This is a genomic window from Acidilobus aceticus (assembly GCF_055392325.1).
In genome coordinates this window covers 441,799-463,911 of sequence record NZ_AP042407.1, presented here as the reverse complement: position 1 = coordinate 463,911, position 22,113 = coordinate 441,799, and the positions used below count along the sequence as shown (strand labels likewise).

At 50.4% G+C, this 22,113-nt stretch carries 21 protein-coding genes; 14 read left to right on the top strand and 7 right to left on the bottom strand.

Annotated elements, in window-relative coordinates; all coding sequences use genetic code 11:
- Positions 1–37: 37 nt before the first annotated feature.
- Positions 38–463, bottom strand: a complete 426-nt coding sequence (locus tag ACZ5OO_RS02485; RefSeq protein ID WP_048812858.1) for an AAA-associated domain-containing protein — start codon at positions 461–463, stop codon at positions 38–40.
- A 152-nt stretch (positions 464–615) separates the two neighbouring features.
- Here ACZ5OO_RS02485 and ACZ5OO_RS02480 point away from each other — a divergent pair, with 152 nt between their 5' ends.
- From ACZ5OO_RS02480 to ACZ5OO_RS02445, 8 genes are all read left to right on the top strand, one after another.
- The gene (locus ACZ5OO_RS02480; RefSeq protein WP_013267089.1) at positions 616–1,029 is read left to right on the top strand and encodes a DsrE/DsrF/DrsH-like family protein; all 414 of its coding nucleotides are present in this window, start codon (positions 616–618) and stop codon (positions 1,027–1,029) included.
- Positions 1,026–2,243, top strand: a complete 1,218-nt coding sequence (locus tag ACZ5OO_RS02475; RefSeq protein WP_464078413.1) for an NAD(P)/FAD-dependent oxidoreductase — start codon at positions 1,026–1,028, stop codon at positions 2,241–2,243. The genes ACZ5OO_RS02480 and ACZ5OO_RS02475 overlap by 4 nt, the downstream gene beginning before the upstream one ends.
- An 11-nt stretch (positions 2,244–2,254) precedes the next feature.
- The gene (locus ACZ5OO_RS02470) at positions 2,255–2,662 is read left to right on the top strand and encodes a DUF1641 domain-containing protein (RefSeq protein ID WP_464078412.1); all 408 of its coding nucleotides are present in this window, start codon (positions 2,255–2,257) and stop codon (positions 2,660–2,662) included.
- Between the two features lie 101 nt (positions 2,663–2,763).
- A complete protein-coding gene (locus tag ACZ5OO_RS02465; RefSeq protein WP_464078411.1) occupies positions 2,764–3,933 on the top strand; it encodes an NAD(P)/FAD-dependent oxidoreductase in 1,170 nt (389 codons plus the stop codon).
- A 14-nt stretch (positions 3,934–3,947) separates the two neighbouring features.
- Complete coding sequence (locus ACZ5OO_RS02460; RefSeq protein ID WP_013267085.1) at positions 3,948–4,409, top strand: helical membrane plugin domain-containing protein; 462 nt, start codon at positions 3,948–3,950, stop codon at positions 4,407–4,409.
- A gap of 184 nt (positions 4,410–4,593) precedes the next feature.
- A complete protein-coding gene (locus ACZ5OO_RS02455; protein WP_013267084.1) occupies positions 4,594–5,982 on the top strand; it encodes a COG1361 S-layer family protein in 1,389 nt (462 codons plus the stop codon).
- 9 nt (positions 5,983–5,991) lie between these two features.
- Positions 5,992–7,422, top strand: coding sequence for an MFS transporter (locus ACZ5OO_RS02450; protein WP_013267083.1), 1,431 nt, complete (start codon positions 5,992–5,994; stop codon positions 7,420–7,422).
- 256 nt (positions 7,423–7,678) lie between these two features.
- Positions 7,679–8,131, top strand: coding sequence for a hypothetical protein (locus ACZ5OO_RS02445; RefSeq protein ID WP_464078410.1), 453 nt, complete (start codon positions 7,679–7,681; stop codon positions 8,129–8,131).
- A 101-nt stretch (positions 8,132–8,232) separates the two neighbouring features.
- On the opposite strand, the gene ACZ5OO_RS02440 is transcribed toward ACZ5OO_RS02445, so the two are convergent.
- Positions 8,233–8,595: an ArsR/SmtB family transcription factor gene (locus ACZ5OO_RS02440; protein ID WP_013267081.1), complete on the bottom strand. Its 363-nt coding sequence runs from the start codon at positions 8,593–8,595 to the stop codon at positions 8,233–8,235.
- 262 nt (positions 8,596–8,857) lie between these two features.
- On the opposite strand from ACZ5OO_RS02440, the gene ACZ5OO_RS02435 reads away from it, so the two are divergent.
- Both ACZ5OO_RS02435 and ACZ5OO_RS02430 read left to right on the top strand, forming a co-directional pair.
- Positions 8,858–9,769 (top strand): RIO1 family regulatory kinase/ATPase domain-containing protein, encoded by a 912-nt coding sequence (locus tag ACZ5OO_RS02435; RefSeq protein ID WP_464078409.1) that lies wholly within the window; start codon positions 8,858–8,860, stop codon positions 9,767–9,769.
- Between the two features lies 1 nt (position 9,770).
- Positions 9,771–11,783, top strand: a complete 2,013-nt coding sequence (locus tag ACZ5OO_RS02430) for a DUF460 domain-containing protein (RefSeq protein WP_013267079.1) — start codon at positions 9,771–9,773, stop codon at positions 11,781–11,783.
- A 72-nt stretch (positions 11,784–11,855) separates the two neighbouring features.
- Here the strand turns inward: ACZ5OO_RS02430 and ACZ5OO_RS02425 are convergent, their stop codons facing one another.
- The 4 genes from ACZ5OO_RS02425 to ACZ5OO_RS02410 form a co-directional block, all read right to left on the bottom strand.
- Positions 11,856–13,076 (bottom strand): methionine adenosyltransferase, encoded by a 1,221-nt coding sequence (locus ACZ5OO_RS02425; protein ID WP_013267078.1) that lies wholly within the window; start codon positions 13,074–13,076, stop codon positions 11,856–11,858.
- Between the two features lie 99 nt (positions 13,077–13,175).
- Entirely contained in the window at positions 13,176–13,967 is a 792-nt protein-coding gene (locus tag ACZ5OO_RS02420; protein WP_013267077.1) for a KaiC domain-containing protein, read from the bottom strand.
- Positions 13,968–14,060: 93 nt separating this feature from the next.
- The gene (locus ACZ5OO_RS02415; RefSeq protein WP_013267076.1) at positions 14,061–15,545 is read right to left on the bottom strand and encodes a hypothetical protein; all 1,485 of its coding nucleotides are present in this window, start codon (positions 15,543–15,545) and stop codon (positions 14,061–14,063) included.
- Positions 15,546–15,560: 15 nt separating this feature from the next.
- Positions 15,561–16,769 (bottom strand): nicotinate phosphoribosyltransferase, encoded by a 1,209-nt coding sequence (locus tag ACZ5OO_RS02410; RefSeq protein WP_013267075.1) that lies wholly within the window; start codon positions 16,767–16,769, stop codon positions 15,561–15,563.
- A gap of 177 nt (positions 16,770–16,946) precedes the next feature.
- On the opposite strand from ACZ5OO_RS02410, the gene ACZ5OO_RS02405 reads away from it, so the two are divergent.
- The 4 genes from ACZ5OO_RS02405 to tes all read left to right on the top strand — a co-directional run bounded on the left by ACZ5OO_RS02405 (position 16,947) and on the right by tes (position 21,355).
- Positions 16,947–17,198 carry a hypothetical protein gene (locus ACZ5OO_RS02405; RefSeq protein WP_048813020.1) on the top strand — a complete coding sequence of 84 codons (252 nt, stop codon included), beginning with the start codon at positions 16,947–16,949 and terminating at the stop codon, positions 17,196–17,198.
- A 291-nt stretch (positions 17,199–17,489) separates the two neighbouring features.
- Positions 17,490–18,902, top strand: coding sequence for a phosphohexomutase domain-containing protein (locus ACZ5OO_RS02400; RefSeq protein ID WP_464078408.1), 1,413 nt, complete (start codon positions 17,490–17,492; stop codon positions 18,900–18,902).
- 51 nt (positions 18,903–18,953) lie between these two features.
- On the top strand, positions 18,954–19,379 hold the full coding sequence (locus ACZ5OO_RS02395; protein ID WP_013267072.1) for a thioredoxin family protein: 426 nt from the start codon (positions 18,954–18,956) through the stop codon (positions 19,377–19,379).
- A 200-nt stretch (positions 19,380–19,579) separates the two neighbouring features.
- A complete protein-coding gene (tes, locus tag ACZ5OO_RS02390; RefSeq protein WP_013267071.1) occupies positions 19,580–21,355 on the top strand; it encodes a tetraether lipid synthase Tes in 1,776 nt (591 codons plus the stop codon).
- Positions 21,356–21,446: 91 nt separating this feature from the next.
- Here the strand turns inward: tes and ACZ5OO_RS02385 are convergent, their stop codons facing one another.
- Positions 21,447–22,064 carry a dihydrofolate reductase family protein gene (locus ACZ5OO_RS02385; protein WP_464078407.1) on the bottom strand — a complete coding sequence of 206 codons (618 nt, stop codon included), beginning with the start codon at positions 22,062–22,064 and terminating at the stop codon, positions 21,447–21,449.
- Positions 22,065–22,113: the final 49 nt, after the last annotated feature.

Here is a 22,113-nt window from a genome sequence, read left to right as displayed (position 1 = left end):
ATCCTCCTAACAGGACTAGAACAACGTTAATAACGCCTTAATCCTCTATGGTCGTTATCCCCATGTAGGCCAGCCACTCCACAAATACTGGGAGTGCGGCCTCTATGTCTGTATAGCCTGAGTGCCTTAGGATGCTCTCTAACTGGGACCTCCTTATCGAATCAGAATCCCCTATTACATCAAATATATCCTTAAATGGTTCTACATCATCGCTCAGTGACTTTATCAGCAGCCTGAGCTCCCTGCCCTGCAGTTCCACAGCCCTCTTGCCCTCGCTGGTTATTACAAGGTTTCCCTTGTCCTCCCTCAGGAGGCCCAAGGAGACCGCTGCGTCGACGACGTGAGGCAATAAGTCCATATCAACGTTAAGGAGCTCGTCTAACCTGGACGAGTCAACGACTCCTCCTGAGGTGGCTATATACCTCACTAGCCCTAGCACCTGGTCAAGAGTTACGGGGGGCAAAGTTTTCACTTCATGATTCACCAATTCCTAATGTGTAAGTTACTGAGCGCAAACTTATAGCCTTTTAGCAGTAGGAAGGCCACGTTTTCCTATGTATAGATCTTCGTCCTGCATAACTTTTTAAATCTCAGGGACCCTTTCTCTATATAGAGGTGAACAGGTTGAGTAAGCTCTCGATTATTGTGTTCTCGGGAACGGAGGACAAGCTTATACCCCTTGGGGTCATATCACAGGGGGCCGCTGCCCTAGGTTATGAAGTCAGGGTTTTTGTGACGGGCTGGGCGCTGCTGAGGTTCCTCAAGAAGCCAGCTCAGCCCACCTGGCCCAAGGAGTTCGAAGCTATGGTGCCAGAGTTGGCTAAAGGCATGCAGATGAATAACGTGCCAAGCTGGCTTGACATGCTTAAGGAGGCCAAGAACATGGGCGCCAAGATCTATGCATGCAGCATGATGTCGCAAGTGATGGGCCTTAAGAAGGAGGACTTTGACCCAAGCCTTATTGATGACGTGGTTGGCGTGGCAACCTTCCTGCAGGAGGCCGAGGGCGGGCAGGTTATCTTCATATGAGCTGGTGGGGCCTCATGCAGCCCCAGAAAAGGCAAAAGGTTGTAATAGTGGGCGGCGGCGCTGGAGGCCTAATACTTGCAAACTCGCTTGCAAGGAGGGAGGGGTTTTCCGTAACCCTAATAAATGACACCCCGTACCATTACTACCTGCCCCAGCTGCTTCAGATAGCCTTCAGGGGCGATGACTCGCAGCTGAAAAGGGAGCTTGTAGGGCTAGTAAAGAAAAATGTGGACCTTCTCATAGATTCCGTTGAAACCGTGGACCTTAATAACAGGACAGTCCTTACAAGGTCAGGCAGGTCCATCAACTATGATGTAGTTGTCTTAGCTCCAGGACTATCCATAGATCACACGGCAATTAAAGGAAATGACAAGTTGGTCTCCCTCTATGGCGACTTCCACTCCACGCCCGACAACGCCTGGAGGACGTTTAACGTGATAAACAGCCTTAAGAAGGGCAAGCTTGTAATAGCGGTGGCCGACCCTGGCCACAGGTGCCCTCCGTCCCCTTACGAGGGCGCCCTGCTGGCTGATGAGGCCTTGAGGGCCAGGGGCGTGAGAGGCCAGGTCGAGATAACCTTAGCGGTCCCATACCCAAGGGCTTACCCTGCCGAGACGTTTAACGAAGTCTTAGAGCCCATACTTAAGGAGAGGGGAATTAATATAGAGACTTTCTTTACAGTTGATACTGTGGACGTTGATAACAGGAAGATGACCTCGCTTGAGGGAGGGGAGCTCTCATTTGATGCAGCTATAGTTGTCCCTATTCACAGGGGTCCAAAGGTAAAGGTGGTCCCGGAAGACCTAAAAACGGAAGACGGATTCGTAAAGGCGGACAAGCTGACCAACCGCATAGGGGACTTTGACGACGCGTTTGCAATAGGCGACTCCTCCACGTCAACCACTGTTAGAACTGGGGTGACAGCGCACCTGGAGGCCAAGGTCGTCGAGAAGAGGCTGCTTGGCCTCAGCGCCCAGAACACTGGAAGAACCAACTGCCCCACAGAGATAGGGTTTGAAATGGGCACCTTCGTCATAAGCGACTTCAATCACCCCTCCGTCAAGCTGCCGCCTAAGGGGGTGTTCTTCATAATGAAGAGGCTTTTCGCGGACACCTACTGGGACGTCCTAAAGCACCCAGAGTTCTGGGACCCCATATTTGACGTCTATTTTGAGGCCACGTCGCCTGAGAAGCTATGGAAGATGTTCCCGTGAGGTGAGGCCCCATGGCGCAGGTCGAAAGGCAGGCGGAGGCCCTTGAGAGGCTTCTTGACATAGCCTCCACGCTGAACGAGCTGCTCTCAGACGAGGAGCTGCTGAGGGCCGTTGCTAGGTTGTTGGTGACGCCTGAGACCCTGCTCATAATAGATAGGTTACCTCAGATAATGCAGCTCCTTGAGAGGCTTACTAGACCTGAAACCCTGGAGAAGCTCAACGCTGTAGCCGACGCTATAGATAGCCTTGACGTGGGCGTTCTAAGGTCATTAGCTTCGTCCCTGTCCGCTGAGGCTCAGGCTAACAACTTAAGTGACCTAATGAGGCTGCTGGGCGACAGGGACGTCATAAAGGGACTGGCCATAGTGCTTAACGTTGCAAAGGCGATTGGGGCGGCACGCCCAGCGAACCCGAAGTAGCCTCTCCGCGTTTACTTAAAACGTCAAGAAAGTCCGTGATGTATTATTTTTATACGCCTTTGTACGCCTGTTTCCTGGCCACCTAAAAGAAAGGTGGGATTTTGACCAAGAGGATAGTAATAGCTGGAGGAGGCATTGGTGGTTACGTCGCCGCAAAGAGGATTGTTGACGGCATTAAGCAGAGCGGCGCTGATGCAGAAGTCACCGTTATAAATAAGGACCCATATCACTTTATGCCACCACTCTTCTTCGATGTGGCGCTCGGCTACGCTACTTCTGACGATACAAGGGCGCCTATACAGAACATGGAAAAGTATGGAATTAAGGCTGCTGTAGATGAAATACAGTCCATAGACGCCGCTAATAGGACCATCGTGGGCGCTAGAGGCAAGTACCAGTACGACTATCTAGTGGTAGCCTTAGGCATAGATTACGGGTGGAGTGCCTACCCAGGCTTAGACAAGGATGGCGTTCACAACTACGACCTTGATGGTGCCATTAAGATGAAGGAGGCCCTGAACCAAGTTAAAGACGGCCAGAACATAACTATATTGATACCAGAGCTGCCATTCAGGTGTGGCATCTATCCATACGAGGCTGCCACCGCGCTTTCAGCCTTCTTTAGGGCAAGAAACAAGAAGGTCAGCATAAGGCTAATAGATCCGATGCCAGCTCCCATAGCGCCGCTGGGACCCTCCATATCTAGGTTCCTTGCTGACCAGCTGGAGCAGTACGGAGTGGAATATGTGCCTAACTCGAAGCTCAGGGAGGTGGACCCGAGCAAGAAGGAAGTAATAACTGCCAGCGGCGAGTTCAAGTATGACCTGCTTGTTAAAGTGCCCCCGCCTAGGCTCCCAAAGGCCCTTGCCAACAGCGGCGAGGACTTCGTCTTTAAGCAGGACCCAAGGTGGGCCCCTGCCCTGCCTAACGCAAGGCATCCCAAGTATGACGACATTTATATGGTCAGCGAGCACTCGCTGCCCCCCATGGGCATAGGGCTGGCCGGCGTCTTTGTAGAGTCAGTGGCAATAACCGCCGCAACCAATATAGTCAGCGACCTCATTGGAGGCTTCGGACCATCGTTTGTCCCAAGCCCAGTGTCGTGCGTTGGCTACGCCGGCGACAAGGGCTGGGCTGGCACCTGCGAGCTGCCATTCGACCCCAACAAGGGAACGTACGCCTTCAAGTGCTACTTCACCGGCGTCTACTCGATTGGAAGGCTGCTCAAGCAGTCCTTCTACCACGGCTGGATAGACGGGCTTAAGTTCTGAGGAGGTGAGAGGATATGGCAGAGGCCAAGAAGCAGGAGACCCCTGCAGAGTCCGTCCCGCCTGAGGTTCAGGCCCAAGCCCTTGCCGAGCTCCTCGACGCCATAGTAAATCTGAAGAGGAGCGGCCTGCTGGGCATGATCTCCTACCTCGCGGACAAGGCGGAGGACTCGTTCCTCTCGGCAGCCACCGACCCAGCCCTGATGAGGCTCATGGCCCTACTGGCCTCAGTAAGCAACGGCATAACCAAGGTTGACGCCATGGACCTGGCAAACGCCCAGAACACCCTGACAGACCTGACGTCATGTACCATAGAGTCCCTGGCGAAGCTCGACCTAAGTCATCCAAGGAAGGTCGGCCTCCTAGGCTTGATGAGCGCGCTGAGCGACCCAGACATATCCCAGGGCCTTGGGATACTGCTAGATATAGCAAAACAGCTAGGTGCCTGCGCAAGAAGTAAAGGTCAATCTAAATCGTAGACGCTCATAGCAAGCTGTAACCCCAACCAGAGCTTTTTGATAAGCTAGGATGCCATGTTGACAACCATTTTCTTAATAGCATGGTAATTATTAGCGCGGATGACGTTAGATAGGACTCTTATGATGTCCTCACGCCCTAAGTTTAACAACAGCGACCACTATCTAAGAGTAATACTTTTATATATTGAGCTTCGTAATATTAGCGGTGAACGCAGTGCCGAGAAATTTAAGGGTGATCCTCATAGCAATCATGTTTTTCTTAGCGATGTCGACGCTGATGATGGTCAGCGGCGGCCAGCTTAATGCCTCTGCACAGAGCCTAAAGCCTACTTTTACAGCTATAAGTTACTGGGGTCTTAACTCTTCACAGCCTCTTCAGGCATCCCCTGGAAGCTCGTTCCTGCCGCTCACCGTCATGATCTACTACCTGGGTCCAGTAGAGCTGTTTAACGTCACTGCCTACGTGAAGTACTCTTACCCATTAACTTTGGTGAAGGGCGAGCCTGCCCCTGAGGCATTTGTGCCGCTGCTTGAACCTGGGGGCAGCCTGAGGCTGGTGTCCCTCTACAACGTCTCAAGTAATGCCACGCCGGGGGTTTACAATGTAACCGTTAACCTGACTTACTACGTTGAGGAACGGCTGCCTACGGGCGAAACAGTGACTGTGAAGGGGACGAGCTCGCTTCCTGTTGAGGTGGCAATAACTGGGTACTCGAAGGTTGTAGTGGTGAGCTACAGCACCTACCCAGAGGTCCTCTACGCCGGCGAAAGCGCTGCTGTCCTCAAGATATACCTTGAAAATGAGGGCAATAGCTTGGCCTCCAACGTAACGGTTAAAGTGGAGCCTCAGAGCCCCCTGAGCATGCTGTACCCTAACATGTCAACAATAAAGCTGGGCTACCTGCCGCCAGGCCACATAGTTAACCTTAGCGTGCCGCTGGCTATAGCTAACGTTACACAGGTAACAAGTTACCCCTTCGGCTACTTTAGTGCACCAAAGCCTCTCAACACCACAGTTTACATTAATGTAACTTACTCCGGGGGATACTACCTAGTGCCAATAAGCCTATATCTAAGACCTTCGGCATACTTTGCAGCCATAAATGCATACCACAGCCCAATATCCGTTGGCGCCTCAAACGCCTATGTAACTGTGGAGCTGGCCAACGTAGGTTATGGTAAGGCTGAGTACGTCACCGCAACACTGCTGCCCAACCCTATCTTCACGCCATACGTGCCCTCCAGCGAGAACCCCCTGTTGGCAGTTGACTTCATGAATGAAAGCGTTGGAGATCTCAGCAGTGGCGAGGCCCAAAACGTTACATTCGTCATCTCCGTGAGCTCCGGTATAAGGCCTGGGACTTATTACTTGCCGTTGATGATAACCTGGTATCAGCCTCCAACTATGCAGGTGATGCATCAAATTATACTGGTCCCGGTAAAGGTTGGCGCTGGCTTCCAGCTTAGCATGTCGTCGCTTAGCGGCTCGTCTAACACTATACTATATGTAATAGCAGCTGTCGTAATCATAATATTGGTGGCCATGGCTGTGGTGGGCGCAAGAAGAAGGTGATGTCGCTTAATGGAAAGGGCCTCTAGAAGCCCCTATGTCATACTGGCTGACCTGACGCTAGTAACTATGCTAACGATGTACGTTGAAGCCATGGTCATACCGTCGTTGCCTCACATTCAGTCAGCGCTTGCAGCAACCAATGAGGAGGCCGCGTGGGTCGTCTCAGCGTACCTGGTGGTTGGCGCTGCGGTGGCGCCTCTCTTTGGAAAGATGGGCGACGTTTATGGCAAGAAGAAGCTCTACATGATTGCCTTGTCTTTCTACTCTATAGCAGTTCTCACCGCTGGCTTCGCGCCTAACATATTCGCGCTCATAGCCGCCAGAGCCGTTCAGGGATTCGGCTTCACACTGTTCCCGCTGGGGCTTTCCATAATAACCGACACGTTCCCGCGTCGCTTAGTTGCCGTGGCGCAGGGAATACTGAGCGCTATGGTTGCCATAGGCATGACCATAGGCATGATAGCAGGCGCCTACATAGAGGAGTACCTGGGGTGGCGTGCCATGTTTCACATAGCTTTTGGGCTTTCAATAGTGATGCTCATGGCTTCATTGATAGTGTTGGAGTCCTACCCCCCTGTAAGCCATGAACGCATAGACTATGTCAGCACGGTGCTCCTTTCCTTGGGCACAGCGCTAATCCTTCTGTACCTAACCGAGGCTCCCTACAGAGGATGGACTACGATAGCCCAGCTGCCGCTTTTAATTACGGGAGCAGCGCTTTACTTCAGCTTCTTTATATATGAGACCAGGTCTACAAGGACGTTGATAAGGCTTGACCTACTTAGACAGAGAAATGTGATGGTAGCTAACATAGCAGGCCTCATATCAGGCGTTGCCATGTTTATGCTTTACCTTGGAGTTATATACTTCGCGGAGGAGTCTCCGCCTTATGGTCTGGGCCTTTCGGTCATCGATGCTGCCATGTCCTTGCTCCCAGCGACGCTCGCAATGATAGTCATTTCTCCCCTTGTTGGCCACGCCACCTCAACGCTGGGACCCAAGCCGGTCCTCATATATGGCTCACTGGTCTCAACAGTTGGTTTCATGCTCTTCGTTATAAACAGGTCAGGGCCCCTTCAGCTTGCCATAGACTCCTTCGTGACGGGGGTAGGCATAGTGTCCATAATGGTGCCCATAGTTAACATGATAGCTGTCTCAGTGCCCGCTGACAGCGTGACTGTGAGCCTAGGGTTCAACACCATGGTTAGGTTCCTGGGCTCTTCAGTTGGCCCTGTCCTAGCTGCTACGCTATTGACAACCTACAGGGCTTACCTGCCCTTCGAGTTCTCTGGAAGGCTTTTCATGTTTTCAGAGGGCAGCAGCACTGCCTTTAACTACATCTTCTATATTGGAGCTTTAGCGTCACTTGCTACACTAGTGGTTTCACTCTTCACTAAGAACTATGTCCTCAGACAGAAGCGTCACGTTACAGCTTTTTAGAGCTTAGCCTGCAACGGCCATCTTGGTCATTCCATGTTAATTAAATTTTTGAGATGTAGGTATTCTCAATTGCGTCGTGGCCATAATAACGGTATGAGTGGCGACTTTAGCATTTACATTGTTCTGATGCAATTTATAGAAGTTGTAATGTAAAGCTTTAGCTATCTTTCTAAGAGACGGGGGCGCCTCGAGGCAAAGGACCTCTGAGGTCATCGAAAGAGAGAGGCTCTCTAAGGTTTCAAGGTTTCACGCTACCGTGCAGCTGATAGTCGCTGAGAAGCTAAGGGAGCTGGGGTTCGACGTGTCAATCGAACACCAGATAGACGATGTCCATATTGCTGATGTTTATGCTCAGGGCTATGATAGAAGTCTAATTGTAGAGGTTGAGACCGGCTACCTGCCTCCCATGTTCATTGACAGAGCAGAAGAATACATGGAAGCCAAGATAGCAGTGAAGGCTCTTAAATACTCCTGCGCGGCCGACGAATTCTACGTGGCAACCCCCTCTTATTTGAGGCTCCCCATACCCCGAGCGCTCTTAACTGGCGCGACTAATTTAAACGAGCTTAAGGTACTTGGCTCCAAGGTAAGGGATTTCTTCGGCGATAAGTGGGAAGCCTTGCTACTAAATAAAGGTTCCGACTGCAAGATCTCAGGAGCCATGTATGTTAACATATCAAAGAGAGACATTTACATTGTAAAATTCTAATGGCCAAACTAACATGTGGACCTCATGCTATGACGTGCGCGTAACGGAAGAAACTCCATCTGCGAGGTCCTAATTAACTTCGGCCCTTGAACCTATCCCTTTCAGCTCTTGGGGCCTGTCTGGCTCATACCGTGCTCCTGCTCAGGCGTTATCATAAATACTATCTTGTTTATCATAAGTTCCACTACCTTCTTGATACCCCTCTGTCCCGGCACGTAATGAGACCTGACTATGCCTGCCTCCTCAAGCTTCCTTATCTGGCTGCTCACGTTGGCCTTGCTTTGGTTTATAAGCGTGGCTATGTCCTCAAGGTCTGTAGGCCCTTTCTGGAGTATGGCCAGAATTTTTGCCCTGCTCTCGCTTGCCAGTGCAGATGAGACCTTTGCTATTGCGCGTGAGCCAACAACGTAAAGGGTACCATCTCTCGGATAAATTCCCTCTTTTGTTGGTATGCTCTCCTCCATATGCCCCCTCACCTTTTCTTTAGCAGTCATATGTTACTATATTTGTACTGAGTTAATATTTTTTTGTATTCAAGCTTAGTATGTGCGGTACACATACTTAAACAGGCTTCATGCATACATATAAAACCTCATCATGAGGTAGTAAAGAACATCCTTGTAACCTTATGATAAAAGCTCTACTTAATAAAATCCAAATTAAAAGGACGTAGGGGTTTAAAAAGCCCATGTGCTTAAGCTTTTTCGCCTCCCAATTAAAGCTGAGGTGGTGCTCCCAACGCTGACATTAAACGATAGAATACGGGCTATTGATGATGTCTCACGCGAGCTACTCATATCCATCTATAGGATGCACAGGAAGTTTTCGTTTGTACCGATTAGCGTTATAGAGGCCGTATCCAAGGTACCTCACGAGTTGACTGTCAAGGCCCTTTCCGGGTTAACGGACTCGGGCCTCCTGAGATCAAAAATAGTGTCTGGGGAGCACGCCTATCAGCTCACCTTCGCTGGCCTTGACGTCCTCTCAGTAGTTAGACTTATCAGAAGGGGCGTTATTGAAAGAGTTGGCGATAAAGTAGGTGTCGGCAAGGAAAGCGATGTGTACTTGGCCTGGACCCCTTCGGGCAGCCCTGTCTCGCTGAAGTTCCACAAGGAGGGGGCCAGATCTTTCAGAACGCTAGCCAAGAAAAGAAGCTATGGAAGGGTCCTCGAGAGAGCGCAATGGATAGACGTAGCTATAGAAAGCGCTGGGAGAGAGCTGAGAGCCCTAGTTATGGTAAGCAGGATGGGAGGCCTGGTGCCTAAACCTATAACCTCTGAGCTACACTGTGTTGTTACAGAATATTTAGATGGAACCGAACTTATATCGTATAGGGCTCTCAGCAGGGAGCAGGCTCTCAAGGTGCTCGATGACGTCATAAACACCGTCACTATAGCGTTCAAGGAAGTAGGCATTGTGCACGGCGATTTAAGCCCTTATAACATAATGGTTGTGCAGAAAAATGATGATATAAACGGTTACATAATAGACTGGCCTCAATACATAGATGCCTCAGACCCGCGAGCTAGGGAGGCCCTCATGGAGGATCTAAGAAGGCTTGCCTCATATTTTAATAAAAGCTTTGGCCTGGAACTTTCAGCTGAGGACCTAATCAGGAGAGTTGTGGGGAACGGCTGACATGTCCTCAGAGGGGGCACCCCAGGAACTTTACATGGGCGTAGACATAGAGTCCGGGAGCCCTCTCTCGTCTACCAATAGAGCTAAGTACTCGGTAGTTATCATAGACCAGTCCCTTAAGCTCATTGCAAAGCATCAGTCCGTGCCCCTAGCAACAATTATAAGGCTAGCGTGGGAATATAGGCCCAGATCCATAGCTTCAGATAATGTCATGGAGCTCTCCCTTGACGGTTCGACAGAGAGCATAGCCAGGCTTCTTTCCCTGCTGCCACCTGGCACTAAGCTCGTTCAGGCGACCGCCACTGAGGATGGCCTAGTTGACGTTCTGGAAGCTGCTAGGAGGGCTGGCATTGACGTCGCTTCCTCCAAGCTTTCGCCAATGAGGACGGCGTTCATAGTGGCTGCCGTAGTGGCTAAAGGAGGAGGCCAAAGTGTAGGCTTCAGCAGGGAGAAGACGTACATAGTAGTAAGCAGGGGACGAAACACTAAAAGTGGGGGATGGAGCCAGGCAAGATATCAGAGAAGGATAAGGGCCTCTGTCAAAATAGCGGCAGACAAAGTGAAGGAGGCCCTAGATAATGCCAACATAGACTATGACGTCTTCTACAAGACGAGCGAAGGAGGGCTTGATTCAGCCATATTCATTGTATATGCGCCCCGCGAGAAGCTGATAGGAATAGTCAGGCCGCACCGCGGCATAGATTATTCCATAAGGATAGAGACCAAATACGAAGGCGAGCTTGTTTTTGGCGGCGCGACGTCGAAGCCGTCAAGGCCCCTTATAGTTGGCGTCGACGCTGGCATGACTACAGGCCTTGCCGTGCTTGACCTTGAAGGCAGGGTACTGCACCTGGGCAGCTATAAAGAGCTTGACAGAGGTAAGATAGTCAGCATAGTCTCAAGCCTTGGAAAGCCCGTTATTGTGACTACAGATGTCGCAGACCCGCCTGAGCTCATTAGAAAGCTCGCCGCCCAGTTAGGCGCTCAGCTTTACCTGCCTAATTATAACATGTCCGTGGCTGAGAAGGAGTACCTCGCTTCAAGAGCCACCGCGAATTCAGAGCTTAAACCAAAGACCCCACATGAAAGGGATTCCCTTGCAGCAGCATATAGGGCGTTCATAGAATATCACAACAAGCTCTCACAGGTGGAGGCCTACGCTTCAAAGCTAGAGTTTGACATAGATATAGATGAGCTTAAAGCCGATGTGGTGAAGGGGGCCACCCTGGCTGAGGCTGTAGAGAAACAGATAGCAAAGCTTTTAGGCAATATTGATGAGAAATACGAAAGCATGAACGTTATTAATAGGCAACAAGTGCAACAGCCATGCGCAGATAGTTCAAAGGTTGAACTCCTCGAAGCTCAGAAGATGTCGCTCGAGAAGCAGCTTGAAGACCTGCGCCAGAGGCTGTTCTATGAGGAAAGAGAGCTCTATCTTGCCAAGAAGCAGCTCAAAGCCGAACTACTTAAGGATGATGAGATAAGGGCTCTCAAGGGAAGGGTCTCAGAGCTTGAATCCTCGCTTGCTAAGCTTCAGGGAGAGCAGGAACACCTTCAAGAGGAAATTCAGAGCCTCAGAAGGGTACTCGTTGATGTGGCCTCGGGAAGACTGGTTGTCGCCCGGAGAGTAAGTGAGCTGAGAAGCTCGCAGCTCAAAAGGTCTGAGGAGCAACTCGGCCCCATAAGCGCTAACGAAGTAGTTATAGTAGACAATGTTACAGCATTTGACAGTAACGCAGTAGAGTACCTTTCTAAAGCTGGAGTGAAGGCCATACTTGTCAACGATGCTGACTCGCCGCTGGCTAACGCGGCCAAGAATCGCAGAATAGCCCCCCTCAGAGTTAACGAATACGCTATAATACAGGTAGCAGGGCTATACTTCGTTAGCTCTAAAGTAATAAGTGATGCCATGGAATTCATAGCAAAACTCAAGTCCCAGGAAAGCTCTGACGCCGCTCTGTTAAGCCTGCTTAACGAGTACAGAGCCATGAGAGGCAAAGGCTCCACGCCTTAAAGATCTTAGTTGCGGATATGCGGCCCTAATAGAACTCCGTGCGGGCTGGCAAAGAAAATGAACGCGCTAACTCTAATAGAGCTGTACCTCCCCCTTAAGGAACCTGTCCGAGAGCGTTAGCAGTCTGGACATGTACTCGTCGATGAGGCTGGCGATTTCTTGCCTGGAGTCAGAGGTGAGCTGAGCGCCCTTGTCCGGTATTACAGACACGTCGGCTATTAGCGGGTCGTCTATGGGCCTCCCTATCTGTCCGAGGAGCCTTACATAGACCTCCCTTATGTTGGGCACCTTAGCGTATATCAGCTGTGCGATCTCCATAGCTGCCACATTGTAAATCTTGCCTACGTGGGTTACAGGGTTCTTGCCAGCCGCTGCCTCGAGGCTCATAGGTCTCATGGGAGTTATCAGCCCGTTAACTCTGTTGCCTCTTCCTGTGGCTCCGTCGTCCCCATGCTCAGCGCTGGTTCCCGTGACTGTAAGGTAGAAGACCTCCTCTTCAGGTATATCGCCGCTGTTTATGTAAACCTTCACGTCATAGCCCGGTGCCAGCTTGCTTGCTAGATTAAGCACGGCGTCCTTTATCTCCTCCTTCACGCTCATGTACTCTTCCGGACCATTCACAAAACGGCTGACTATGGCATCAGCTACTGTCAGCTCTATGCTCTTGCCCCTCCTGAGACCCATTACTTTGACGTCCTCGCCTGAGGCTGGAACCCTTGACTTGAACTCCTTGCTGTTGAGCAATCTCTCGGTCTCAAAGACCAGCCTCTCAAGCGTGCTGAGGGGCGCGAAGCCCGCTCCGAAGCTGGTATCGTTCGCCCTGTAAGATGCGGTTCTCGACTCGAATATTCCCCTGAGGTCCGCGCTGCCTTTCCCTACCTTATAATCAACCACTACATGGACCTCGGGGTCAAGGAACCTGAGATTTCTTGATATCCAGTCCTTCACTGCCTTTATTATAATCCTTCCCACTGGAACCTCCTCTATTCCCGACGAAGTTCTGACCTCCGTCGTGGCTCTTCCGGACACTATGATGTATATAGGAGTTATAACATCACCTCCTCCCCACTTGGGTGAGGCCTGACCTCCTACCAGCAGCACCTTGTCCAGATTATGATGCATTATGGTGCCGAAGTGCTCCTTATAGTAAGCGCTAAGCTGCCTGCTGGCCTCTTCAGCCACAGCGTCACTTATATAATCGGGATGACCAAGGCCTTTCCTCTCAACTAGCTCTACTTCTGTGTCCTCTATGGGCTGTTGACTTAACTGCCTAACCACTATGTTCCTTGTCACTTATACGCTCACCTGCGGGGTTTCAGACCCCCCACAAATTTAAATTATACCCTAATTCAACGGGACGCTCAAGGAAGTTAACCTGATGTCGACATTTGCTCATGGGCCTAAATCTTTGTTTGCAGACCTTATCCTTCTCTTGACATCCTCAGGTAGCGCCAGATCCTCCTTACTGAAGTTGGCGGGCCCTAGTATTACAAGCCCTTCGCCATCCTTTATGTCAATATAATTAACCCTAAGATCGTGAGGGGTCTGCCTCATCTTTTCAACTAAGATGTACCTTTTAAGCTCCCCACCTACAACTTTCCTTCCAAACCTTATTATGCCATCGGCCACATGTTCAAGCCCCCACCCAAAGGCGCTGGACGTTGTTATAGCGTACTGGCTTGTCATGAGCACGGTAAAATCCCACCTGTAGAGGACCCTCTTTACGGCATAGCTGTACTTCCTCGCCATAGCAGGCTTGTCAAGCCAGAACGTGCTCATACTGTCAATTATCAGCCTTGATCTGCCATACCCCAGCTTCCTCTTAGCCTCTATTACTTTGTTTACAAGAGCCTCAACGTCAACCTCTTCCAGGGACCACTCGTCGTTCTGGGACTTAAGGAGGGCGTCAATTATTATAGCCTTGCCTTCGTCAACAGCCTTATCCAGATCCATGTTAAACATTTTGGCCTGCTTTATTATGCTTTCCCGGCTCTCCTCCGTGGTTACATAAATCACCTTGTCGTTATCCTTTATACCCTGCCATGCATAATGAAGCGCAAAAACGGTCTTCCCTGTGCCTGGCTCTCCAACAACTGCTACAAAGAAGCCCCTAGGTATACCGCCTGCCAACATCCTGTCTATACCAAGAACCCCTGTTGAAAGCCTCTCTATGTGCACGGTCATCCTCCGCGCTTCCTAGTACTTTGTAGGGCTCAAAGCTAATATTTTGACTTTAGGCCTAAGATCTCTTTCTTGCTTCTTGAAAACCTTCCTGCGTCAGCTGGACGCCGCCTCCCACTGCCTTAAGCTAGACCTAAGAAGCCTGACAGCCGTAGCCCTTAGGCTCTTGTCTATCAATATTATAACCCCATAATAAGCTGCAAGGTATGGCACGCCCATCTCCGCAAGAACATATATTGATTTCAAGAGACTCTTGCTGGGGGGTTCCAGCGGCTTAAAGAGGAGCGAAAACAGAACGGCTAAAGCCGCATAAGCTAGAAGTCTCCCAGCGTAACTTCTTATAACCGACTTCCCGTAGTCGGGGACAAATTTGGAGTAGTAAATTGCAACTGATATCATAAACCTGGCCATGTATATCAGGGACCATGCCGTTATCAGCACGGTCGCGGCCTCTCCTTTAAGCACAGCTAGCGCGGCTGTCAGCACAACAACATAAATTAGAGAGGGCACCGAAGCCATAATGTTAAGCCTCTCAAACTTGGGTAAGCTTTCCTCTCCAACCTCACTTATTGATCCCATAACAATGTTAGACAGTCCAGCGTTGACTATTTCAATGATGGCCGTTATCATAAAAATAGCTAAGGCCATGGAGGCCCACGAATACTTATAGTTAAACACGTAAATGATGTATAGAGGGTGAACAGCAGCATATATCAAGAGCGGAGCTGCGAGCATGGTAACCAAGAATGCCATTCTCAGGCCGCCGGCCACATCACTAGTTGTAAGTACGTATGCATGAAGATACCTTAGTCCGGTGTTTGACGACTCTCTCACCAAAGTGGCCACTGCAGCCGCTATGAAGAAGGCTGCAACCACGTTGGGGCCCGCAAGTGGATATGCTATTGTTGCATCTAATGATGCCACAAACCCTGTGACGTAGGCTATTATCAGAGGCCTTGAGGTCCTAGCCCATTCATTTAAAGTGTTCCAAGGCGATTCAAGGGCCTCCCTTCCCAGAGCCTCGTAAAGCCACCTGAACCCAAGAGCCGTAGCTATCGATATCGATATTGATGTGGCTATAAAGACTTGAAGAAGCGAGGGAACCTCAACGTAGAGGGCCAAAATTATCAGCAACGAGTAAAGCAATCTATAGATCAGCAGGAGGAGGCCCAGCCTGAGGGGCCTCACCGCATCCATCATGGTAGTTATACCGCCCATCACAGATTGCATCATTACAGCGACTCCGGCAGCCACAGCTACCAGAAAGCCCACCTTTGCCTCTACATACTCTAACGCGAAGCCCAGAACTATGCCCATGAGGCCGCTCAGAAGAGAGAGCGCAAGTCCTGCCGCAAAGGACCCCCTTCTCCTGGTAACCAGGTACCTATACATCCAAACTCCAAAGAGGCCTATAGGTATCGTTGCATAGGTTATTATTCTCTTCGTCGCATATTGATATGCGGCGTAGTCTACGTCGCTTAACCTTCTGGCCAGCAGTATGCTTACAGCGATATTTAGAACAAGGGCTGCGCCATAAAGTACTATCCTTCCAAATATCAGCCTTGTTGGAGTGCGGCTCAAGGCGTTAAAGCACCGTCATTGGAGCAGCTTAAGCTCCTTAAGCTGAGATATAACGTAAGACCTTATTTCGTCAAGTGATGGCAGATCGCGCACGAGCTTTCCATTGTCTAAGTACTTAACCAGCAGGGGAGCCGCCCTCCTGCTATCATCGCATGTAGGGGGCTCTGCACTCCACGGTACCACGTGGTGTTTCAATGCGCCGCAGGAGTAAACCATCTTAGCCCCTGGCATCTTGCCCCTCTTCGAAATAGGCTCCCATCCGTTACCCCTGTCAACCTCAACGATATCCATACTAAGGTCGACGCTCTTAGGCATGGCTACGCTTGTTCCTACTCCAAAGCCGTCTGCCACGTCGCGGAGTCCCGTTATCTCTTGCTCATCAAGCCCCCCACTGACAATAACCTTAACATTGTCGTAGCCGTGCAGCCTAAGCGTCCACTTGACCTCCTCTACAATGTCATGCATGTTACCCCTCCTGCTGGAGGGCGTGTCTAGCCTTACGCCCCACAGCTTTTCCTTAAGCAGCTCGGCCGCCGTGAGGGCCTCCATTCTCTCGTCATCAAAGGTGTCTGCCAGCGCCACTATGTTTATCTTATCGCCGTAAAGCTCTGCAAAGAGCTGCCACGCCTTCTTCTGGTCCCCCACAGTTATTATTAAGGCGTGAGGCATGGTGCCCTGGGGCGTGAGCCCTAGGTACTTCTCTGAGAGTATGCCGCTCACCGAATCTGCCCCGCCTATGAAGGCGGCCCTGTCGGCAGCCGGAAACACCGCAGGGTGTAAGGCTCTTAACCCAAAGAACAGGTATAGCTTGTCGCCGGCCGCAACGCGTATTCTGGCTGACTTAGTAGCTATGCTGCTCTCAAATCTTAGAACCCCAAGGACTGGCGCCTCAAAGGGGGCAAAGGCCTCATATGGAGCCTCTATGAGCATAAGCGGCGTCTTTCTCCTGAAAACTGTTCCCTCGGGAACGGAGTAAACAGTGAAAGGCTTGCCCTTAAGTATTGCTAGAGCCTCCTCCAACCCCGCGTAAACCGCCCAGTCACCCTCAGGAGGGTTGCTATACAAGTGAACCTCCATTCTGACCTTCACATCGCTCAGGTTAGCGAATCTTAGGACTTCCTGAGTGCGCTTGAAATATATGTCGCTTGCCTCACCGCTTGTTATCTCCTCCTTGGTGGCAACAAATATGCTTGGCTCCCTGGGCACTACGCTTCGCCCCCTCATTTAGATCATGTTAGCGATTTTAAAGTTCCCTAGGACAATGCTTAAGGAATCTTTGACCAGCTCAAAACTTAATCGCCATAATCCATTAAAATAGCAAGGCCAAGGCTAGCTACTGCGCGTTTTAACAAAAGCTTATCTAGGTCAGTTCTCCTAATGAAGAAAATAGAGGCGAGCAAAATGAAGGTTAGGGCTGTTGAAGCGAGAAAGATAAAAGGCAAGAAAGAGGTTGACGGTAAAGTCTATGAGTACGAGTACTACACACTGCCCCTGAACCTTTACATTAAGAAGTACGTTATTGAGAGGTGGGGCAGGGATTTTGTTGTAGAAGTTGATGAGGATACCGGAGTAGTGTGCATTAAGCCTAAGCAGATAGGTGACCTCCTAGGCCTTGCCAAGTGCCCTGCCATACCTCTCAGGGGAGGAAGCTGAGTTCATGGCCTGATTATTAAAGAATATCATTAGTAAAGATGTCGTTAGAAGAACTTTTGTGCCAAGGCTCTGGCAGCTAAGAGACCCTGGCATCACGTTGGCTTGCGCCTGTATTAAGGCATAAGCGATCCAGGACAGCTATTATTGTGATTGCTCAATGAGTCTCCTCTTCTGACAGAACGCGCCACATCACAGCACCAGTGTTGCGTAATAGGGGCTTCCCCGTGAAGCACCTTGTTATAAAATATTAATATTAACCATCGTAGCAGTAGAGCGCTGAAGGTGAACTAGTTGCCGCTGTTCGGGACAGCTGGAGCCAGGGGGCCGTTCCCAGAGAAGGTGAATCCTAGGCTCATATACGACATCTCGCTGACCGCCGCTAAAATAATAGCCGGCTCTAAGGGAAGCGCTGTGGTTGGCCATGACTCAAGACTGACGAGCCCTTTGCTCTCGCTGGCTGCCGCCTCAGGCTTTATGGCTGGGGGGCTTGATACCATCCTTATAGGCATAGCGCCATTACCAGTAATAGCCCATGAGGTCAAGCGCTCCCGATCCTCCCTTGGCGCGTCAATATCTGCTAGCCATAATCCTCCCATTGATAACGGTATAAAGCTGCTGAAAAAGGATGGCATGGAGCTCTTTAGGAGTGAGGAGGAGTCCATTGAAAATAACCTTGGATCCGTTCACGAGATCTCTTGGGACAAGGTAGGATCCTTTACCATGGAAACCTACGCCGTCGATTCGTACATAAACGATGCCTTAGAATTTATAGATGCTAATAGCTGGAAAAGGCTTGAGAAGCCCAAGGTGCTAGTCGACTGCGCCAACGGGGCTGCAAGCATAGTGACCCCAAAGCTGTTGAGGGAAGCTGGCATTGAAAAGATTGTAAGCATAAACTGTAACCTGGATGGGACGTTTCCTGGCAGGCTTCCAGAGCCCAGGCCTGACGTGATGGCTTCTATCCAGCCAATGCTTGAAAGCTCAGGGGCCGAGATGCTGCTTGCCCATGATGGTGATGCTGACAGGCTGGCGCTGCTGGTGAGGGGGCTCGGCTTTGTCAAACAGGACCTCGTAATTGCCATGCTAGCCCGCCGTAAGTTAATGGATAAGAAGGGCGACATAGTCGTCTCAGTAGATGTTGGTTACGAGGTTCAGCAGGTGGTGGAAAAAATGGGAGGCAGAATCGTCAGGGCCCCGCTCGGGAGGTTGCACGAGTATATGACAAGCAACACCCTGATGGCCGCCGAACCTTGGAAGCTTATAGATCCGGCCTGGGGGCCCTGGCCTGATGGCATCTACCAGGCGCTCCTGATAGTTGACGAAACGATGAGAAGCGGCGCCTCAATAAATGAACTGGTGTTATCCCTGCCCTCATACCCTAGTGCGAGGCTCTCCTTTGTAGTGAGGGAGGAACACGACAAAGATCTCCTATACACGGGCCTCTCGCACCACATAGAAGAGGCCATTGGAGCCAAGGTAGTTAACCTGCTCACGCTGGACGGCGTTAGAGTTGAGGGTGAGGACGGAAGCTGGATACTTGTTAGAAAAAGCGGCACTGAGAGCAAGGTAAGAGTTTATGCCCAGGCGACGAGGCCTGCAAGACTTAAAGAAATAGTTGACAAAATTAAATCCATAGCTTTAAGTTCAGCGCAAGAGCTTAACATAGGTTTAGCCAACATCGAGGAGGCAATAAGCATGATATAGCTGCTTTCACTTTTAAAGGGGCCCTGCTCAGCAGACGACTAGGTGCAAGCGTTGAACGGCGAAGAAAAGGAGGCTAACCCCTGGATTGACCTCTCAGAAAAGCTGGAGGAAAGGGCCCTTTACCTGGAGAAGGTATTGAAGGAGTTCATAATAGATGTCAGCTCCACAAACCTTGACTCGCTACTTAAGGAGAACAGGATAGTGTTCCTTTATTTTACAGCTGAGTGGTGCGGCCCCTGCATAAACTTTTATAAGACCTTCAAGGACGTGGCGACAGAGCTGCTGGTGCCCGGAGTCGCCTTCGGCAAAGTTGACGTGGACGCCGCTTATTCCGTTGCAGATAAGTACCAGGTAAGGCACATACCTTCAATACTAATAATAGCTGACGGCAAAGTAGTTGATACCATAGTAGGCCAGGTAGGTAAAGACGAGCTCAAGAGAAGGATGAGCACGTACGTTGGAAGAGCCTCCAAATAGTTCCTGAGGACTGGTCTTAACTGTCCCTGAAACGGGTCTCGCAAAGCCGCTGTCGCTGCGCGTTAGCCATCGATTTGAGAGATTGCCAACTATACTCCAACTATACCGATACTTAGGCTACATTAGGCGTGGCCCTACGGATACTTATACAGGCTTAAATAACTGACGTCCCCGTAAAATAATCTCAGGAGGTAACATAATTGGCTGTAACTGAAGTATCAAGAGCCCGCGTAGAGGGGCCGCCTACCCTGCCTGCCCCTGGCAGGCTTGTTAAGGAAGGTAATGAAGTATTTGTAGAAATAGCTGATAAGAGGATTCCGATAGGTGGGCCTCTCCCTGAGTTGAGGGAAGGTGAAAAGCATGTAAACTACACTACGAGCCTCTGCCCAGTCTGCATGAGGCTCCTGCCAGCAAGGGTCATAGAGAGGGGCGGCAAGATCTACATAAGGAAGGTCTGTCCAGAGCACGGCGAGTTTGAGGAGCTTTACTACGGAGATGCCAAGATCTACTACAAAATGATGAAGTACGAGGAGAGCGGCAAAGGAGCGGGCCATGTGAAGGCTTATGTTGCCCTTACGTCGCCATGCCCGTATAACTGTGGCCTGTGTTCAATGCATGAGAACCACTCAGCACTCGTAAACCTGGTAGTGACGAACAGGTGCAACCTGAGCTGCTACTACTGCTTTTTCTATGCAGAGAAGGCAGGTTATGTTTACGAGCCATCCATAGAGCTGCTGAGGTACCAGGTTAGGCAGATAAAGAAGCAGGGCTTCACCATGGCAATCCAGATAACCGGCGGCGAGCCAACCCTGAGGGAGGATTTACCAGAAATCATAAAGATGCTGAGGGAGGAGGGGGTAAGGCACATACAGCTTAACACAGCAGGAATTAAGTTCGCCGAGATGTACTTCAACGACCCAGAGGCGGCCATAAACTACGCGAGGACGCTCAGGGAGGCGGGCGTAAACACCGTCTACATGAGCTTTGACGGCGTAACCCCGAAGGCTAACCCCAAGAACCACTGGGAGGTGCCCTTCATATTTGAGGTCTTCAGGAAGTCAGGCATGACAAGCGTGGTCCTAGTCCCGACGCTTATCAAGAACGCCAACTTTAACGAGATGGGCCTCATACTTAAGTTTGCAGGCAAGCACATGGACATCGTAAGGGCCGTCAACTTCCAGCCCGTGAGCCTAAGCGGGCAGCTAAAGAGAAGCGAAAGGGAAAGGATGAGGGTAACCATAGCTGACGCCATAAATGGCATAGAGGAGCAGACCGACGGCCAGATACCCGCAGATACCTGGTACCCAATACCCGTGGCCGCCAAGTTTGCTAAGTTCGTAGAGGCATCAGTTGGCAGCGAGCAGTTCTGCATGGCCAATCACCCCATGTGCGGCGCCGCTAACTACGTCTTCGTTGAGAGAGGACCTGATGGCGTGCCAACCAAGTTCGTTCCGCTAGGGAACTTCTTCGACATAGAGGGCTTCATAGAGTTCCTTGATGAGGAGAGGTTTAACATAGAGGACTCGAAGTTCAAGAAGTTGGCGTTGCTTAAGGGAGTCATAGATCTCAGGAAGTTCACCGACAAGGAGAGGATGCCGAAGGAGCTCAGCTTCTCCAAGCTGCTTACTAGTGTCCTGATAAGGAGGAACTATGACGCCCTGGGAGAGCTGCACTACAGGATGCTGTTCATAGGCATGATGCACTTCATGGACCTCTACAACTACGATGTGGAGAGGGTCAGGAGGTGCAACATACACTACACCATGCCTGACGGCAGGGTGGTGCCCTTCTGCACTTTCAATGTGATGGAGAGCCTCTACAGGGACTATATACAGGCTAAGTACAAGAAGATGGACCTACAGGTAAACAAGATGGAGGGCTTCAACCCAGGAGAGAAGTACAACAGATCCAAATACATACTAAGGATAAAGAAGGACCCGCTCTACTATGAAACATATAAAGGCCTAATTTATTAAAACCTACCCAAAGGCCTCTCATGATAAAGTTTACTCTTTTGGCTACCTACGTTGGCGCGGCCGTCACGTGCTTCGTTTATTTATACCTGGCCTAGACCTCTTTCTCCCTTTTAATGACCTTGTACCTTAAGTGAACCCAGCCACCACATAGTACCTTGAGTTCCCTCAAGTAGAGGTCCTGAAGCAGGCTCCTCTCGCCATTAATTATACTTGTGCCAGAGCCGAACACTATAGGTGAAAGCGTGATCCAGAGCTCGTCTACAAGGCCCTCCTTCAGAAACCTGTAACTAGTAGTTCCTCCGCCCTCTATCATTAACCTTCTTACGCCCATTTCAAACAGGGCGCGCACAGCGGTTCTCAGATCAACCTCAGGCCCTACGCCAGCCCTTATTATTACTATGCCTCTCTCCTTATACTTAGCCAGCTCCTCACCATTGTGATCTTCCGTGGTTATTATAACGCCTTTTCCAGGAATCGAAAACATGTCAAGAGTGGGGGGCACCTTAAGTGATGCGTCCACCACGACCCTTAATGGGTTTTTACCAACGGCCTTCCTGACCGTCAGGGAAGGATTGTCCTTTATCGCCGTATTGGCGCCCACTAAAACTGCGTCTGACCATGCCCTTAGTTCATGTTGAATTTTGAAATCTTCGTCACAACTAAGCCTTGAAAAGCCTTCCTCTGTGGCTATACGCCCGTCAACGCTCATAGTTGAAAATATTATGGTATAGGGCCTCACCTGATCCCCTAACGGTTCA